The organism is Shinella sp. 1A1 (genome assembly GCF_055379515.1).
The window spans coordinates 2,492,060-2,507,514 of the sequence record NZ_AP039671.1 but is presented as its reverse complement, the minus strand read 5'-3'; the positions used below and the strand labels follow the sequence as shown (position 1 = coordinate 2,507,514).

The window sequence follows — 15,455 nt, the reverse complement described above, 5'->3', positions numbered from 1 at the left end:
TTGTCGGATGGGTGGCAGAGGATGGAGGAGGGGGGAAGGAAAAGCCCGCATCGGCGGGCTTTCGGAAACAGGCGCGGGCGCAGCCTCCTGGCTGCGCCCGGCGGATTGCTTATTCTGGCAGGATGCGAACGGCGCCCTTGTCGGCGCTGGCGGCGAAGGCGGCATAGGCCTTCAGCGCCGTCGTGACGTTGCGCCTGCGGGGAGCGGCCGGCTTCCAGCCGAGCTTGTCCTGCTCGGCGCGGCGGACGGCCAGTTCCTCTTGCGAAACCGCAAGGTTGATGGTGCGGTTCGGGATGTCGATCTCGATCAGGTCGCCCTGGCGCACGAGGCCGATGGCGCCGCCCTGCGCGGCTTCCGGCGAGGCGTGGCCGATGGAGAGGCCCGAGGTGCCGCCGGAGAAGCGGCCGTCGGTGATGAGCGCGCAGGCCTTTCCGAGGCCCTTCGACTTCAGGTAGCTCGTCGGATAGAGCATTTCCTGCATGCCGGGGCCGCCTTTCGGGCCTTCGTAGCGGATGACGACGACGTCGCCGGCCTTCACCTCGCCGCCGAGGATGCCCTTGACGGCCGCGTCCTGGCTTTCGAAGACGACGGCGGGGCCGGAGAATTTCAGGATCGATTCATCGACGCCGGCCGTCTTCACGATGCAGCCGTCGAGCGCGATGTTGCCGGAGAGGACGGCAAGGCCGCCATCCTTGGAGAACGGGTGCTCGACGGAGCGGATGACGCCTTTCTCGCCGTCGGTGTCGAGCTCGTCCCAGCGCGCTTCCTGGCTGAAGGCGACCTGGGTGGGGATGCCGCCCGGCGCCGCGCGGAAGAAGGTGCGGACCGTCTCGCTGCTGGTGCGGGTGATGTCCCAGCGGTCGATGGCGTCGCCCAGCGTCTCGGCATGCACGGTCGGCGTGTCGCGATGGAGCAGGCCCCCGCGGTCGAGCTCGCCGAGGATGCGCATGATGCCGCCGGCGCGGTGCACGTCTTCCATGTGCACGTCCTGCTTGGCGGGCGCGACCTTGGAGAGGCACGGCACCCTGCGCGACAGCTGGTCGATGTCGTCGAGGTCGAAATCGATGCCGCCTTCATGGGCGGCGGCGAGGATGTGGAGAACGGTATTGGTCGAGCCGCCCATGGCGATATCGAGCGACATGGCGTTCTCGAAGGCCTTCTTGTTGGCGACCGAGCGCGGCAGGATGCTCTCGTCGTTCTGCTCGTAGTAGCGGCGGGCGAGATCGACGATCAGGTGGCCGGCCTCGACGAAGAGGCGCTTGCGGTCGGCGTGGGTGGCCAGCGTCGAGCCGTTGCCCGGCAGCGACAGGCCGAGGGCTTCGGTCAGACAGTTCATCGAATTGGCCGTGAACATGCCCGAGCAGGAGCCGCAGGTCGGGCAGGCGGAGCGCTCGATGGCCTTGACGTCGTCGTCGGAGATCTTGTCGTCGGCGGCGGCGACCATGGCGTCGACGAGGTCGAGCGCGTGGGTCTTGCCGTGGAGGACGACCTTGCCGGCCTCCATCGGGCCGCCGGAGACGAAGACGGCGGGGATGTTGAGGCGCATGGCGGCATTCAGCATGCCGGGTGTGATCTTGTCGCAGTTGGAGATGCAGACCATGGCGTCGGCGCAATGGGCGTTGACCATGTATTCGACCGAGTCGGCGATGATCTCACGGCTCGGCAGCGAATAGAGCATGCCGTCATGACCCATGGCGATGCCGTCGTCGACGGCGATCGTGTTGAATTCCTTGGCGACGCCGCCGGCTGCCTCGATCTCGCGCGCGACGAGCTGGCCAAGGTCCTTCAGGTGCACGTGGCCGGGCACGAACTGGGTGAAGGAGTTCACCACCGCGATAATCGGCTTTCCGAAATCCGAGTCCTTCATGCCGGTCGCGCGCCAGAGGCCGCGGGCACCGGCCATGTTGCGGCCGTGGGTAGTGGTTCGGGAGCGATATGCGGGCATGGTCAATTCCTCGAGATGGACGCGGCTTGCATATGGGCCGGAAAGGGCCGGATTGCGAGCCTCAGCAAGGTTCCCTAACGCAAAATGCCCCGCGCGTCACGAAAGGAATGGAGATTTTTTGGCGGTGCGGCGCAATTTCCTTGCCTGTTCCTGGCTGGCCATGCAGGGGCGGACATGACCGTTGTCGGCACAGTGCATTCGTGCCATGGTCCGCGCCATGAACGGCATGGCACAGGTTTTGGCGGAAGAGGCGGAGGCCGGGCTCGACAGGAGCCCGCTCTACCTGCGCATCCGCGACGTGCTGGCGGAGGCTATCGCCTCCGGGCGCCTGCCGAAGGGCGCGCTTTTGCTGGAGGGGCCGGTCGCCGGCCTTTTCGCCTCGACGCGGACGCCTGTTCGCCAGGCCTTCGCTCTGCTGGAGGAGGCGGGGGCGATCCGTCGCTTCGACGGGCGGGGCTTCCTCGTGGGGCAGGGGCGGAGCGGGCCGAAGCGCGTGGCGCTGACGGCGGAGATGCTCGGCCTCGGCGAGGAGGCGCCGGCCCTGCGCAAGGCGCCGGGCTGGGAGGCGATCTATGAGAGCCTTGAGCGGGAGATGGTGCATCTTTCCGTCTTCGGCCGCCACCGGATCAACGAGGTGGAGCTGGCGCGCGCCCGCGGCGTCGGCCGGCAGGTGGCGCGCGATGCGCTGACCCGGCTGGAAGCGCTCGGCATCGTCGAGAAGGACGAGCGCATGCGCTGGACGCTGGTGCCGCTCGACGAGCAGCGTATGCGCGACCTGCACGATATCCGCGTGTCGCTGGAGCCGCTGGCGCTGGTGCGCGCCGCGCCCTTCCTTCCGCCCGCCGGGCGCAGGGCGATGACGGAGCGGCTGGAGGAGGCGCTGGCGGTCTATCCGGACCTTTCCGTGGAGGCGATGGACGATCTCGAGACGGATCTCCACATCACCTGCCTCGGCTACTGCCCGAACCGGGAACTGCTGATCGCGCTGCGCCGCGCGCGCTTCATGCTGAATGTCAGCAAGCATATTATCGGGGTCTCGCACCGCATGCCGGCCGACGAGCCCTTCATCGCCGAGCATCTGGCCGTCTTCCGGGCACTCGATGTCGACGACAGCGCGCGGGCGGCCGAGACGCTGCGCCATCATATCGCCGTCTCGCTCCCCAAGGTTATCGGGCGCGTCGCGGAACTGCGGGAGGCGCACCGGCCGGAGATGCCGGCCTATGCGACGCCCGCCACCCGCTGAGGAGCGTGCCATGAAGGTCAGGCGCATCGTCGCCAATATCGAGACGGCAGATCCTGCGGCGGTCGCCCGCTTCTATGAAGAGGTGCTCGGGCTGCGGCTTCTGATGGACCACGGCTGGATCGCCACCTACGGCACCGATGGCACAATGCCGCTTCAGGTGAGCTTTGCCTCGGAGGGCGGCTCGGGCACGCCGGTGCCCGGCCTCTCCATCGAGGTGGACGATCTGGAGACGGTCCATGCGGCCGTCGTGAAGGGCGGCTATCCGGTCGAATACGGGCCCGCCGACGAGCCATGGGGCGTGCGGCGCTTCTTCGTTCGCGATCCGGCCGGCACGCTGGTCAACATCCTCATGCACACGGGCTGATCAGGTGATCGCGCCGACCTGCCAGGGGACGAACTCGTTGTCGCCGTAATCGAAGGCCTCGCTCGCCGTCTTGCGTCCGGAGGCGGTCTCGATGACGAATTCGAAGATGCGGCGGCCGGCTTCCTCGATGGTCTCGGTGCCGTCGACGATGGTGCCGCAGTTGATGTCCATGTCCTCCCGGATGTGCTCGTACATGGGCGTGTTGGTGGCGATCTTGATGCAGGGCGCGGGCTTGTAGCCGGAGACGGAGCCGCGGCCCGTGGTGAAGGCGACGAGGTTGCATCCGCCGGCGATCTGGCCGGTCACGGCGGCCGGGTCGTAGCCGGGCGTGTCCATGAAGACGAAGCCCGGCTCCGTCACCGCCTCGGCATATTCGTAGACCGCATTGAGCGGCATGGAGCCGCCCTTGGCGACCGCGCCGAGCGATTTTTCGAGGATGGTCGTCAGCCCCCCGGCCTTGTTGCCATGCGAGGGGTTGTTGTTGAGCTCGGCGTCGTTCCTTGCCGTATAGTCCCGCCACCAGTCGATGCGCGACAGCAGCTTTTCAGCGACCTCAGGCCGGGCGGCCCTGCGGGTGAGGAGATGTTCGGCGCCGTAGATCTCCGGTGTTTCGGAAAGCACGGTCGTCGCGCCTTCCTTCACCAGAAGGTCGGAGGCGATGCCGAGCGCCGGGTTGGCGGAGATGCCGGAATAGCCGTCCGAGCCGCCGCATTCGAGCGCCAGCTTGATGCCGGACAGCGGCTGTGGCGTGCGGCGGATGCGGCCGACATCCGGCAGCATGTCATCGATCATCTCGCAGGCCGCCTCGATGGTCCTGCGCGTGCCGCCCTGGTTCTGGATCATCATGGTGCGGAAGGTCTTGCCTTCCTCCAGTCCCGCCTCCTCGACGAGCGGGCCGTATTGAAAGGTCTCGCAGCCGAGGCCGATCATCAGGATGCCGCCGAAATTGGGGTTGCGGGCATAGCCCTTGAAGGTGCGGGTGAGGATGCGCCCGCCTTCGGATTTCAGGTTCAGCGCGCAGCCGCCGCCATAGGTCAGCGCCACGACGCCGTCGATATTGTCGTGGCCGGTCTCGCGGAACCGGCGGGCATAGTGCTCCGCCACGTAGCGCGAGACGGTGGCGGAACAGTTCACCGTCGAAAGGATGCCGATATAGTTGCGGGTGCCGATGCGTCCGTTGCCGCGATCGTAGCCCTCGAAGGTGCGGCGCTCGGCTTCGGGCATCATGATGGGCGGGGCGTTGTCGACGCAGAATTCGTGCTTCAGTTCGACGTCGAGGATGGCGAGGTTCTGCAGGTGCACGTGCTCGCCGGGGCGGATCGCCCGCGTCGCATAGCCGATGATCTGGCCGTATTTCAGGACCGGCGCGCCTTCCGCGATGGGCGCGATGGCGACCTTGTGGCCGCGCGGAATGCGCTCGGCGGCGGCAACGCCGTTCACCAGCGCACGGCCGGCATCGACATTGGCCGGCACCACGCCGACATTGTCTTTCGGGTTGAGGACGAGCACGGCGGGCAGATCGGCAAGCATGGCGGCTCCTGCAAGTGGGACCGGCGCATTATGCACTCTGTCGGCAGAAGTCAATATTCGGAAAATATCTTGACCGGAAAAGGCGGAGGCGTGGTCTTTGCCTTCAATTTGTCGTATAATTCGGAAGATTTGTACGATGATTTAGCATGAGGTGGAGGCAAGGTGGCGGAGAGATCGAAGAGGCAGGCCCAGCGGCCGCTGTCGCGCCGCCCGCGCGTGCGCCATAACGTGACGGCCGCTATCGGCACGGATATCTGCGGCGGGCGCTTTCCGCCGGGGGCGGTGCTGCCGCGCGAGAGCGATCTCTGCGAGACCTATGGCGTCAGCCGTACCGTCATCCGCGAATCCCTGAAAGTTCTGGAAACCAAGGGCCTCGTGCGCGGCCGCCCGCGCGTCGGCACGATCGTCTGCGACCGCTCGGAATGGAACGTCCTCGACGCGCAGATCCTCGAATGGATGGGGCCGGACGTGCTTTCGGCCGAGCTGCTCGGCTCGATCCTCGAAGCGCGCCGCACCGTAGAGCCGGCCGCCGCCTTCCTCGCCGCCTCGCGCGCCACGGCGCAGGAGATCGCGGACCTCGAACGGGCCTGCGACGAGATGCGCGACACCGAGGGCGATCTCGAAGCCTTCACCGCCGCCGATGCCCGCTTCCACGAGACGCTGCTGAAGGCGAGCCACAACAAGGTCTTCCACCAGCTCTCCTCCATCATCCATGCCGCGCTCTCCTATGCGTTGCACGCCTCCAACCGGGCGGCGGCGCGGCGGGACGAGGCGCTCGACGTGCACCGGGAACTGGTCGACGCGCTGCGCCTGCGCGATGCGGCGCGGGCGGAAAGCTGCTCGCGCAACATTCTCGATCTCGCCGCGCGCGACCTTTCCGGCCTGATGACCAAGGCCGGCGAGAGCTGACGAATTTCGCGGGGCCTTTCCGCGAGCGAATACGAACCCACGAGGGATGCAGACCCATGAAGATCACGAAGCTGACGACGTATATCGTGCCGCCGCGGTGGCTTTTCCTGAAGATCGAGACGGACGAGGGCATCGTCGGCTGGGGCGAGCCGGTGGTGGAGGGCCGCGCGCTGACGGTGGAGGCGGCGGTGCAGGAGCTTTCCGACTATCTCATCGGCAAGGACCCGCTGCTGATCGAGGATCACTGGCAGGTCATGTATCGCGGCGGCTTCTATCGCGGCGGCGCCGTGCACATGTCGGCGCTTGCCGGCATCGACCAGGCGCTCTGGGACATCAAGGGCAAGGCCTATGGCCAGCCGATCCATGCCCTGCTCGGCGGCCAGGTGCGTGACAAGATCAAGGTCTATAGCTGGATCGGCGGCGACCGGCCGTCGGACGTCGCCAACAATGCCCGCGAGGTCGTCGCCCGCGGCTTCAAGGCGATCAAGCTCAACGGCTGCGAGGAGATGCAGATCGTCGACACCTGGGAGAAGGTGGAGAAGGCGGTGGAGACCATCGCCATCATCCGCGAGGCCATCGGTCCGCATATCGGCATCGGCGTCGATTTCCACGGCCGCGTGCACCGGCCGATGGCGAAGGTCCTGGCGAAGGAGCTTCAGCCCTACAACCTGATGTTCATCGAGGAGCCGGTGCTGTCGGAGAACCGCGAGGCGCTGAAGGAGATCGCCAACCATTGCTCGACGCCCATCGCGCTCGGGGAACGGCTGTTCTCGCGCTGGGACTTCAAGTCGGTGCTTGCGGACGGCTATGTCGATATCCTACAGCCCGACCTGTCGCATGCCGGCGGCATCACGGAATGCCGCAAGATCGCGGCGATGGCGGAAGCCTATGACGTGGCGCTCGCGCCGCATTGCCCGCTGGGCCCGATCGCGCTGGCCGCCTGCCTGCAGGTGGACGCCGTCTCCTACAATGCCTTCATCCAGGAGCAGAGCCTCGGCATCCACTACAACGAGGGTAACGACATCCTCGACTACATCTCCAACAAGGAGGTGTTCCACTATGCGGACGGCTTCGTGTCGATCCCGCAGGGGCCGGGCCTCGGCGTGGAGGTGGACGAGGCCTATGTCATCGAGCGGGCCAAGGAAGGCCATCGCTGGCGCAACCCGATCTGGCGCCACGAGGACGGTAGCGTCGCCGAATGGTGAAACAGGAAAGCCCGGCTTTATGCCGGGCTTTTCGTCTTGCGCCGTGGTGGACGGAATCGCCGCGAGCCCCTATGTGATAGGGGTACGTCACAAAGGAGAGGACCATGCGCCCCATCACGGGTTTCATCGTTGCCGCGCTGGCGGTTCTGGCGCTTGCCGGTTGCAGCACCACGGCGGCCGACAACACGACCTATGCCCGCCCGGCGGAAACCGGCGGCGTTCGCGTTCCGCTGAACTGATCGACGAGGTATCTACCCAAAGAAAAGCCGGCCCGTGGTGAACGGGCCGGCTTTCGTTTGTGAGGCCTTACGCCTTCAGTGGCTGTCGGCGAGGCGGGCCGCGTCGATAGCCGCGGACTGCTCGAACCGGACGCCGTTGAAGAAGGCGTTCAGGATGACGGCCGCGATGGAGGCGAGCACGATGCCCGATTCGATGATCGGGTGGATCGCATGCGGCATCCACATCAGGTAATTCGGCGCCAGCAGCGGGATGAGACCGAAGCCGACCGACACGGCAACCACGAAGAGGTTGTTGCGCGAGGTCTTGAAGTCGACCGTGGCGAGGATGCGTACGCCCGTCGCCGCGACCATGCCGAACATCACCAGGCCCGCGCCGCCGAGGACGAAGGTCGGAACGGCTTCCACCAGCGCGCCCATCTTCGGGATGAGGCCGAGTACGATCATGATCACGCCCGCCGCCACGCAGACATAGCGGCTCTTCACGCCCGTCACGCCGACGAGGCCGACATTCTGCGAGAAGCTCGTATAGGGGAAGGTGTTGAAGAGGCCGCCGATCATCGTGCCGATGCCGTCGACGCGAAGGCCGGCCGTCAGGGTCTGCTGCGACACGGTCCGGCCGGTAATCTCGCCGAGGGCGAGGAACATGCCGGTCGATTCGATCATGACCACGATCATCACGAGCGCCATGGTGGCGATCAGGACGGGGTCGAAGATTGGCATGCCGAAGCGCAGCGGTGTGACGACGGCGAACCAGCCGGCATCGGCCACGCGGTCGAAATGCATCATGCCGAGCACGGCGGCGACGACGCAGCCGATGACGACGCCGGTCAGGACGGCGATGTTGCTGATGAGGCCGCGGCCGAAGCGGGCGATGACCAGGATGGAGACGAGCACCAGGGCCGAAAGCGCGATATGGCTCGGTTCCGCATAGAAGGGGTTGGAAACCGTCGGCGCGAGCGAAAGACCGTCAGGAACGGCAGGTCCGCCCGTCTCGGCGAGCTTCTTCATCTGCGCCAGCCATTCGGCATGGTTGGGGTCGATCACCTTGGGCGCGGTGGGGCCGAAGGGATTGCCGAAGGTCCAGTTGATGCCGACGCGCATCAGCGACACGCCGATGACGAGGATGATGGTGCCGGTCACGACCGGCGGGAAGAAGCGAAGGAGCCGTCCCATGATCGGGGCGAGCAGGAACGCAATGAAACCCGCGCCGATGATGGCGCCGAAGATCATGCGCGCCCCTTCCGTTCCGGGGGCAAGGTTGGCCATGGAGACCATGGGGCCGACCGAGGCGAAGGTGACGCCCATCATGACCGGCATCTTGATGCCGACATGGCGCGTGACGCCGAGCGACTGGATGATGGTGACGAGGCCGCAGACGAAGAGGTCGGCGGAAATCAGGAAGGCGACGTCCTGCGGGCTGAGTTGCAGGGCGCGGCCGACGATGAGCGGAACCGCGACGGCGCCGCCATACATGACGAGTACGTGTTGAATGCCCAGCGTCGCGAGCCTGCCCACGGGCAGCTTCTCGTCCACCGGCTGTATGCTGGATGCGTCGCTCATGGATCCTCCCATCACATCGACTGTCCAATGCCCGTCCTCCAACGGGGTGCGCTATCTTTGGGAGCGGGGCGGAGGGTCGCAAGCTTAGCCCGGGAATAAACACTTTACGGTTTCCCAGGGTAATCGGGCGGGCGGGATGATGCGCCGCACACCGGCGTTTTCCGCAATTCGGATGGAATTTCACCGGCTTGACACCGGTTTTCGCCCCTGTGCGCTACTTGAACCGGCCGTCATTTGATCCCGAAACAAGGCGGGCCGTCAACTCTTTCCTGCACGGCATATGTGTATTTCCGCGTGGCGGCCGAAGAGGTGCTGAAAGAGGGCGGACGGACGGGCCGATTTCGATATCTCGACCGTGCGCGGAACCGGAAAAGCAAAAGGCCTTCCGGTTTCCCGAAAGGCCTTTGGGTATCGAATGGTGGGCGTGACAGGGATTGAACCTGTGACCCCTACGATGTCAACGTAGTGCTCTCCCGCTGAGCTACACGCCCATTCGATGAGGCGCATAGACCACAAAACATCCGGCGGCGTCAATAGGCTTTTCGAGCTTTTTTTACGCGCCGTTTTTGCGGTCTTTTCCGGGCCTTAGGCGGCCAGCATCTTGTTGACCTCGTCGACGAGATCGCGCAGGTGGAACGGCTTGGAAAGGACCTTTGCATCCTTCGGAGCCTTGGAATCCGGGTTCAGCGCCACGGCGGCAAAACCGGTGATGAACATGACCTTGAGGTCGGGGTCGAGCTCGGTGGCGCGGCGCGCCAACTCGATGCCGTCCATCTCGGGCATCACGATGTCGGTGAGCAGCAGCGAGAAGGGTTCTTCGCGCAGCCGGTCATATGCACTGGCGCCGTTGTCGTAGGACAGCACCTGGTAGCCCGCCTTTTCGAGCGCCTTCACGAGGAAGCGGCGCATGTCGTTATCGTCTTCGGCGAGGAGAATCTTGGGTGTCATGGAATCCGGGAACCGTTGCTAAGGTTGTCTGCCCACGGAGGGGCGGTACTGTTACGAAATCTCATTCCGGTAAATATCCGGTGAATGTGGCAGGGCAAGCCCCAGGCCATCGGTTCTCAGTATGGACACGCGCGCACGCGGCTGGCAACATGGGCGCGGCAATGACTTTCAGGCATGGTAAAGGATGGCAATGGCGGAGGCTCTGAGCGAAAACAGCCACTTCGAAGTGCTGGAGCCGGTTTCGCAGAGCGTGCCCCTCGTCTTCAATTCGCCGCATAGCGGTCGCCGTTATCCACAGGGCTTTGTCGAACAGTCGCGCCTCGACGCGCTCGGCATCCGCCGCTCGGAAGACCATTATGTCGACGAGCTCTTCTCGGTCGCCCCCGCGCTCGGCGCGCCGATGCTGATCGCGCATTTCCCGCGCGCCTGGCTCGACGTCAACCGTGAGCCCTACGAGCTCGATCCGCGCATGTTCGACGGGCCGCTGCCGTCCTATGCCAACATCAATTCCATCCGTGTCGCGGGCGGGCTCGGCACGGTGCCGCGGGTCGTGGCGGAGAACATGGAAATCTACCGCCACCGCTTTCCCGTCGAGGAGGCGCTGGACCGGGTGGAGAATGTCTACAAGCCCTATCATGCGTGCCTGCGCCGGCTCGTGGTGCGCACCCATGTGGCCTTCGGCTTCGCGGTGCTCATCGATTGCCATTCGATGCCCGGCAATATCCGCGTCGCGGGCAGCGGCATGCGGCCGGATTTCATCATCGGCGATCGTTACGGCACCAGCGCCTCGGGCGAGCTTTCGCGTGTCGCCATGCGGCTTCTCGAGGACATGGGCTTTTCCGTCGTGCGCAACAAGCCCTATGCCGGCGGCTTCATCACCGAGCATTACGGCCGGCCGGCCAAGGGGCTGCACGCCCTGCAGATCGAGGTGAACCGCGGCCTCTATGTCGACGAGACGACGCTTGCCAAGCGGCCCGATTTCGCGGTGCTGCAGACGGCGATCTCCGCCTTCCTGCAGGACTTTTCCGACCATGTGGAGGAATATGCCGCGGACCGGGCGCTCGCCGCCGAATAGGCCCGCCTTTCCTTCCAAAAAAAACCGCGCAGATTGCGCGGTTAAAGTCTAGGGAGGAAACACCCAAGAGTGGGTATCCACAGTCACGGATGACCGTGAGGAAAAGGTAATATTGCACTGCACAAATGTCAAGCGGCGCCATGAACGGTCGCCTGGCTCTATGCGGTTCCGTTTTGCCCATCGATGCAGTATGGAGGAACGGTATGCCACTCCCGCCGAGAGATCCCCATGCTGCCTGATCGCGCCTTCTTCGACCGCCTTGCCGATGCCGCAAGGAAGGAAACCCTGCCGCGCTTCCGCGTCGGTGCCGATGTCGTCAACAAGGAGGCCGCCGGCTTCGATCCGGTGACGGAGGGCGACCGCGCCGCCGAGGCGGCCATCCGTGCCATCATCGAGGAGCATTTTCCCGGCCACGGCATTCTCGGCGAAGAGCACGGCTCGGTCGGTCTCGACCGGGAATATGTCTGGGTCATCGACCCGATCGACGGCACGCGCGCCTTCATTTCCGGCGTTCCGGTCTGGGGCACGCTGATCGGCCTCTACCGCAACGGCGAGGCGGTGATGGGCCTCGTCGACCAACCCTTCACCGGCGAGCGCTACTTCGCCGACGGCGAGGTCTCCCGCTATGCCGGGCCGGACGGCAGCAAGGTGCTGTCGACGCGTTCGTGCGAAAGCCTTGCGGATGCGATCATGTTCACGACGTCGCCGCATCTCTTCACCGAGAGCCGCAAGACCCGCTTCGAGGCCGTGCAGGACAAGGTGCGGCTCTTCCGCTACGGCGTCGACTGCTATGCCTATGCCCTGCTGGCCGCCGGCCATATCGACCTCGTCGTCGAATGCGGGCTGAAGCCCTACGATGTCGGCGGCCTCATCCCGGTCATCGAACAGGCGGGCGGCATCATCACCGCCTGGGACGGCGGCCCGGCGGAAATGGGCGGCGAGATCATCGCGGCCGGCAGCCGCAAGGTCTATGACGAGGCGATGGCGCTTCTCAGGGCGTGAGCACTCAGGCGCCGAGGCTGGTTTCCTCGGCGTCGCTTCCCGGAATGAAGGCCTCGATCGCGGCCAGCGCCTGGGCGCGGTAGCGGTCGGCCTCCTGCAGCAATTCGTGGCGCGCGCCGTCGATCTCGATGAGCCGGGCGGCGCGGAAGATGCGCGCGAGATCGCCGACGGCCTTGCGCGGGACGAGCGGATCGGCCGTCGGGCAAAGCAGCAGCGTGGGAATGCGGATGCGCGTCAGGTGGTCCTGATGCGTCACGCGGCGCATGGCCTTCAGCGCCTCGTCCAGCCAGCGCGCGGTCGGCCAGCTTATCGCAAGCTCGGGATGCTCGGCGTAGATGGCGGCATTGCGGGCGAAGCGCCGCGCATCGGAGGTGACGACGTTGTGCGCGAATTCCAGCGAGGGATCGCCCTTGCGAAAGGTGCGCCTGCCGAGGCCGGTCAGCGCTGCCAGCCGCGCGATGATGGCGATCTGGCGCTGGCTCATCGACTGGCCGGCGAGTGCGATGAAGGGCGCGATGAGCGCCATGCGCTCGATGCGGTTCTCCAGCTCCGGCGCCATCGAAAGGGCGACGAGCGCCCCGGTGGAATGGGCGACGATGTAGAAGGGCAGGCGCGCGTCCGGCAGCACGATCTTTTCCAGGAAGAGCGAGAGATCGGCCTCGTATTCGGCAAAGCGGGTGACATGCCCGGCGCGATTGCCTGGAATGAGCCGGCCGGAGCCGGCCTGGCCGCGCCAGTCGAAGGTGGCGACCCACAGGCCGCGCGCGGTCAGGTCGTTGATGGTCTCGAAATATTTCTCGATGCACTCGCTGCGGCCCTGCAGCAGCACGACGGTTCCCTTGGCCTCGCGCTCCTTCGAGCGGAACACCGCATAGCGCAGCTTCACGCCGCCGCGGCCTTCCAGGAAGCCGGCGAAATGGTTTTCCGGAACGGGATTGTCGGCGGTGGCGTAAAGGATGGAATCCATCGGGCGGGCTGGCTCGGCGACGATTTGCTTGGGCGGAAAACCGCTGGAGGAACTGCTTGTTCGATGGATAGGCGCTGGTTCCCGCGCCGTCAAAGAAAAAAGCCGGACGCATGCGGCACGGGGGTGGCAACACATGCAGTCCGGCATAATTTAACCGGGGAGGAAGGGACGTTACACCCCGGTCGTCGAAAGTATTCGCTTCCGATGCTGCCGTTCTAGCAAGGTCAAGCTGAACGCTATCCGAAACCGCCGTTCATTTGGCGTTCATCTCGAAAGTTTTTTCAGGACCACCGTTTTTCGCCTGCATTGAACCTCTTGAACGGGCCGGAAGCCATTCCCATCTCATTCTCACGGGCGCCGAAAGGGTCCGTCGAGGCTGCCGTTGCCAGAATGGGGCGGAGGCCGGATGAACCGGGCTGACCCTTCGGAAATCAGGGCAGCCTTTTTGAAGATCGCAACGTTGCTCTGAAGGAGGACACCATGCGTCACGTCGATTTCTCCCCCCTCTACCGTTCCACCGTCGGTTTCGACCGTCTCTTCACCATGCTCGACAGCCTCGGCCAGCCGGACCAGAGCCAGAGCTATCCGCCATACAATATCGAGCGCACCGGCGAAAACACCTATCGCATCACCATGGCGGTCGCCGGTTTCGACGAGAGCGAACTGTCGATCGAAGCGCGTGAACATGCGCTGACGGTCAAGGGCGAGAAGAAGGACGAAGCGTCCGAGGAAAGCCAGTATCTCTACCGCGGCATTGCCAAGCGCGCTTTCGAGCGCCGCTTCCAGCTCGCCGACCATGTGGAAGTGCGCGCCGCTTCGCTGAAGAATGGCCTGCTCCACATCGATCTCCTTCGCGAGATCCCGGAAGCTGCCAAGCCGCGCCGTATCGAGATCGCGGCCGTCGCACGCGAAGCCAAGCAGATCGAAGCGCAGACCAACTGAGCGTTTCGTTCGGGAATGAAGAGGGCGGTGCCGCAAGGCACCGCCTTTTTTGTTTGAGGGATTACCCTCCTTGAATCACAGTGCCGAAAGGAAGCCGTCGACGTCCGTTTCCGTCGTCGCGAAGCTGGTGACGAGGCGGATGAGCGTTTCGTCGTCGCGCATCGTCGCCTTCAGGTCCGGGCCGGCCGGCCAGTCGTAGAAGACGGCGCCCTTTTCCTGCAGGGCCTTCATCGCGTCGTTCCGGATGATGGCGAAGAGTTCGTTCGAGCCCGTCGGCCAGGCGAGGCGTGCCTTTTCGGATGCGGCGAAGCCGCTCGCGAGGCGTGCGGCCATGGCGTTGGAATGGCGGGCGAGCTTCAGCCAGAGATCGTCGCGGAAATAGGCGTCGAACTGGGCGGCGATGAAGCGCGACTTGGAAAAGAGCTGGGCCGATCGCTTGCGCAGGAAATGCATCTGCTGGGCCTTGGTTGGGTCGAAGAGCACCAGCGCTTCCGCACACCAGCAGCCGTTCTTGGTGCCGCCGAAGGAGAGGATGTCCACGCCGCGCTTCCAGGTCATTTCCGCCGGCGTGGCGCCGAGATGGACGAGGGCATTGGCGAAGCGCGCGCCGTCCATGTGCAGCGGCAGGCCGGCCTGCTTCGTCACGTCCGAAAGGGCGGCGATCTCGTCCAGCGTATAGGCGGTGCCGGCTTCCGTCGCCTGGGTGACGGTGACGGCCATCGGCTGGCCGCCATGCACGAAATTCGGCGGGAAGCGGCCGATTGCGGCGGCGAGCGCTTCGGGCGCAAGCTTGCCGGCGGGGCCGTCGATGGGCACGAGCTTCGAGCCGGTCGCGAAGAATTCCGGCGCGTTGCATTCGTCCACGTTCACATGCGCTTCGCGGTGGCAGAAGACCTGCCCGCCCGGCCGGTTGAAGCTGGCGAGCGCCAGCGAGTTCGCCGCGGTGCCGGTTCCCACGAAGAAGACGGCGACCTCCCGCTCGAAAATCTCCGAAAAAGTCTTTTCCACACGCTTGTCGAGATCGCTCGTGCCATAGGCCGAGGCAAAGCCGCCGGCCGCCTCCACGAGACTTCCTGCGATGTCGGGATGGGCGCCTGCCCAGTTGTCGGAAGCGAAAAACATGCGATTTCCAATGCGGTTGAGGGCTTTTGCGGACCATAATGGAGAAAAAACGGCGATCAATCGCCGGATTTGGCTCAAAGCCCCGTTTTCCTCGAAAATGAAAGGAACGGAAACAATGCGCCGGACGCCCGTAATTTAATTTCAAGCGGCGGAATGTGTGGGCAATTTTTCTTCATGATGTGGTGATTATTTGGCATGATGGCCTTGCGGGTTAGGGGTGTTTCTGGCATAGAGCACATGAAATAGGACAGCGTTACTGTCCTATTTCGGTCAGGAGACCGAAGAGGCGCCGCTTCCACCGCGGAAGGCGCCGAAAACGGCGCCGGGAGGAACACGTTCCGAAAGCCCGCCGCCCCGACGGTTTCGATGATCCATTGGATCGGCCGTCATTTCGCGGCCGCATC

The 15,455-nt window shown here is 65.0% G+C and carries 14 protein-coding genes and 1 tRNA gene; 8 read left to right on the top strand and 7 right to left on the bottom strand.

The window, feature by feature from the left end; all coding sequences use genetic code 11:
* Positions 1 to 109: 109 nt before the first annotated feature.
* Entirely contained in the window at positions 110 to 1,945 is a 1,836-nt protein-coding gene (gene ilvD / locus ACZ48C_RS12365) for a dihydroxy-acid dehydratase (protein WP_119256658.1), read from the bottom strand.
* 226 nt (positions 1,946 to 2,171) lie between these two features.
* Between ilvD and ACZ48C_RS12360 the strand changes: the two genes are divergently transcribed.
* Positions 2,172 to 3,188, top strand: coding sequence for a GntR family transcriptional regulator (locus tag ACZ48C_RS12360; protein ID WP_464781264.1), 1,017 nt, complete (start codon positions 2,172 to 2,174; stop codon positions 3,186 to 3,188).
* Positions 3,189 to 3,198: 10 nt separating this feature from the next.
* A complete protein-coding gene (locus ACZ48C_RS12355) occupies positions 3,199 to 3,552 on the top strand; it encodes a VOC family protein (RefSeq protein ID WP_464781263.1) in 354 nt (117 codons plus the stop codon).
* On the opposite strand, the gene ACZ48C_RS12350 is transcribed toward ACZ48C_RS12355, so the two are convergent.
* The gene (locus tag ACZ48C_RS12350) at positions 3,553 to 5,082 is read right to left on the bottom strand and encodes a UxaA family hydrolase (RefSeq protein ID WP_464781262.1); all 1,530 of its coding nucleotides are present in this window, start codon (positions 5,080 to 5,082) and stop codon (positions 3,553 to 3,555) included. It abuts the gene before it with no gap.
* A 162-nt stretch (positions 5,083 to 5,244) separates the two neighbouring features.
* Here ACZ48C_RS12350 and ACZ48C_RS12345 point away from each other — a divergent pair, with 162 nt between their 5' ends.
* From ACZ48C_RS12345 to ACZ48C_RS12335, 3 genes are all read left to right on the top strand, one after another.
* Positions 5,245 to 5,991, top strand: coding sequence for a FadR/GntR family transcriptional regulator (locus ACZ48C_RS12345; RefSeq protein ID WP_119256662.1), 747 nt, complete (start codon positions 5,245 to 5,247; stop codon positions 5,989 to 5,991).
* 56 nt (positions 5,992 to 6,047) lie between these two features.
* Complete coding sequence (gene dgoD / locus ACZ48C_RS12340) at positions 6,048 to 7,196, top strand: galactonate dehydratase (RefSeq protein WP_464781261.1); 1,149 nt, start codon at positions 6,048 to 6,050, stop codon at positions 7,194 to 7,196.
* Positions 7,197 to 7,300: 104 nt separating this feature from the next.
* Entirely contained in the window at positions 7,301 to 7,435 is a 135-nt protein-coding gene (locus tag ACZ48C_RS12335) for a lipoprotein (protein WP_162911367.1), read from the top strand.
* 75 nt (positions 7,436 to 7,510) lie between these two features.
* Here the strand turns inward: ACZ48C_RS12335 and ACZ48C_RS12330 are convergent, their stop codons facing one another.
* The 3 genes from ACZ48C_RS12330 to cpdR1 form a co-directional block, all read right to left on the bottom strand.
* On the bottom strand, positions 7,511 to 8,995 hold the full coding sequence (locus ACZ48C_RS12330; RefSeq protein WP_464781260.1) for a nucleobase:cation symporter-2 family protein: 1,485 nt from the start codon (positions 8,993 to 8,995) through the stop codon (positions 7,511 to 7,513).
* A gap of 416 nt (positions 8,996 to 9,411) precedes the next feature.
* Positions 9,412 to 9,486, bottom strand: a tRNA-Val gene (locus tag ACZ48C_RS12325).
* A 94-nt stretch (positions 9,487 to 9,580) separates the two neighbouring features.
* Complete coding sequence (cpdR1, locus tag ACZ48C_RS12320; RefSeq protein WP_069061148.1) at positions 9,581 to 9,943, bottom strand: response regulator CpdR1; 363 nt, start codon at positions 9,941 to 9,943, stop codon at positions 9,581 to 9,583.
* 190 nt (positions 9,944 to 10,133) lie between these two features.
* Between cpdR1 and ACZ48C_RS12315 the strand changes: the two genes are divergently transcribed.
* Together ACZ48C_RS12315 and hisN are read left to right on the top strand one after the other, a co-directional pair.
* Positions 10,134 to 11,018, top strand: a complete 885-nt coding sequence (locus ACZ48C_RS12315; protein WP_313196449.1) for an N-formylglutamate amidohydrolase — start codon at positions 10,134 to 10,136, stop codon at positions 11,016 to 11,018.
* 228 nt (positions 11,019 to 11,246) lie between these two features.
* Positions 11,247 to 12,020: a histidinol-phosphatase gene (gene hisN / locus ACZ48C_RS12310; RefSeq protein ID WP_119256666.1), complete on the top strand. Its 774-nt coding sequence runs from the start codon at positions 11,247 to 11,249 to the stop codon at positions 12,018 to 12,020.
* 4 nt (positions 12,021 to 12,024) lie between these two features.
* Here hisN and ACZ48C_RS12305 read toward each other — a convergent pair whose 3' ends face one another.
* Positions 12,025 to 12,987: an alpha/beta fold hydrolase gene (locus tag ACZ48C_RS12305; RefSeq protein WP_464781259.1), complete on the bottom strand. Its 963-nt coding sequence runs from the start codon at positions 12,985 to 12,987 to the stop codon at positions 12,025 to 12,027.
* A 480-nt stretch (positions 12,988 to 13,467) separates the two neighbouring features.
* On the opposite strand from ACZ48C_RS12305, the gene ACZ48C_RS12300 reads away from it, so the two are divergent.
* A complete protein-coding gene (locus tag ACZ48C_RS12300) occupies positions 13,468 to 13,929 on the top strand; it encodes an Hsp20 family protein (protein ID WP_119256668.1) in 462 nt (153 codons plus the stop codon).
* Positions 13,930 to 14,004: 75 nt separating this feature from the next.
* Here the strand turns inward: ACZ48C_RS12300 and ACZ48C_RS12295 are convergent, their stop codons facing one another.
* Positions 14,005 to 15,051, bottom strand: coding sequence for a threonine aldolase family protein (locus tag ACZ48C_RS12295; protein WP_464781258.1), 1,047 nt, complete (start codon positions 15,049 to 15,051; stop codon positions 14,005 to 14,007).
* Between the last annotated feature and the right edge of the window lie 404 nt (positions 15,052 to 15,455).

Excerpts from the sequence above, each read along its gene's own strand:
- ACZ48C_RS12360 (WP_464781264.1), top strand. The coding sequence starts at position 2,172 with ATGGCACAGGTTTTGGCGGAAGAGGCGGAGGCCGGGCTCGACAGGAGC.
- ACZ48C_RS12305 (WP_464781259.1), bottom strand. The coding sequence starts at position 12,987 with ATGGATTCCATCCTTTACGCCACCGCCGACAATCCCGTTCCGGAAAAC.
- ACZ48C_RS12295 (WP_464781258.1), bottom strand. The coding sequence starts at position 15,051 with ATGTTTTTCGCTTCCGACAACTGGGCAGGCGCCCATCCCGACATCGCA.
- ACZ48C_RS12350 (WP_464781262.1), bottom strand. The coding sequence starts at position 5,082 with ATGCTTGCCGATCTGCCCGCCGTGCTCGTCCTCAACCCGAAAGACAAT.
- ACZ48C_RS12330 (WP_464781260.1), bottom strand. The coding sequence starts at position 8,995 with ATGAGCGACGCATCCAGCATACAGCCGGTGGACGAGAAGCTGCCCGTG.
- hisN (WP_119256666.1), top strand. The coding sequence starts at position 11,247 with ATGCTGCCTGATCGCGCCTTCTTCGACCGCCTTGCCGATGCCGCAAGG.
- ilvD (WP_119256658.1), bottom strand. The coding sequence starts at position 1,945 with ATGCCCGCATATCGCTCCCGAACCACTACCCACGGCCGCAACATGGCC.
- ACZ48C_RS12300 (WP_119256668.1), top strand. The coding sequence starts at position 13,468 with ATGCGTCACGTCGATTTCTCCCCCCTCTACCGTTCCACCGTCGGTTTC.
- ACZ48C_RS12315 (WP_313196449.1), top strand. The coding sequence starts at position 10,134 with ATGGCGGAGGCTCTGAGCGAAAACAGCCACTTCGAAGTGCTGGAGCCG.
- ACZ48C_RS12335 (WP_162911367.1), top strand. The coding sequence starts at position 7,301 with ATGCGCCCCATCACGGGTTTCATCGTTGCCGCGCTGGCGGTTCTGGCG.
- dgoD (WP_464781261.1), top strand. The coding sequence starts at position 6,048 with ATGAAGATCACGAAGCTGACGACGTATATCGTGCCGCCGCGGTGGCTT.
- cpdR1 (WP_069061148.1), bottom strand. The coding sequence starts at position 9,943 with ATGACACCCAAGATTCTCCTCGCCGAAGACGATAACGACATGCGCCGC.
- ACZ48C_RS12355 (WP_464781263.1), top strand. The coding sequence starts at position 3,199 with ATGAAGGTCAGGCGCATCGTCGCCAATATCGAGACGGCAGATCCTGCG.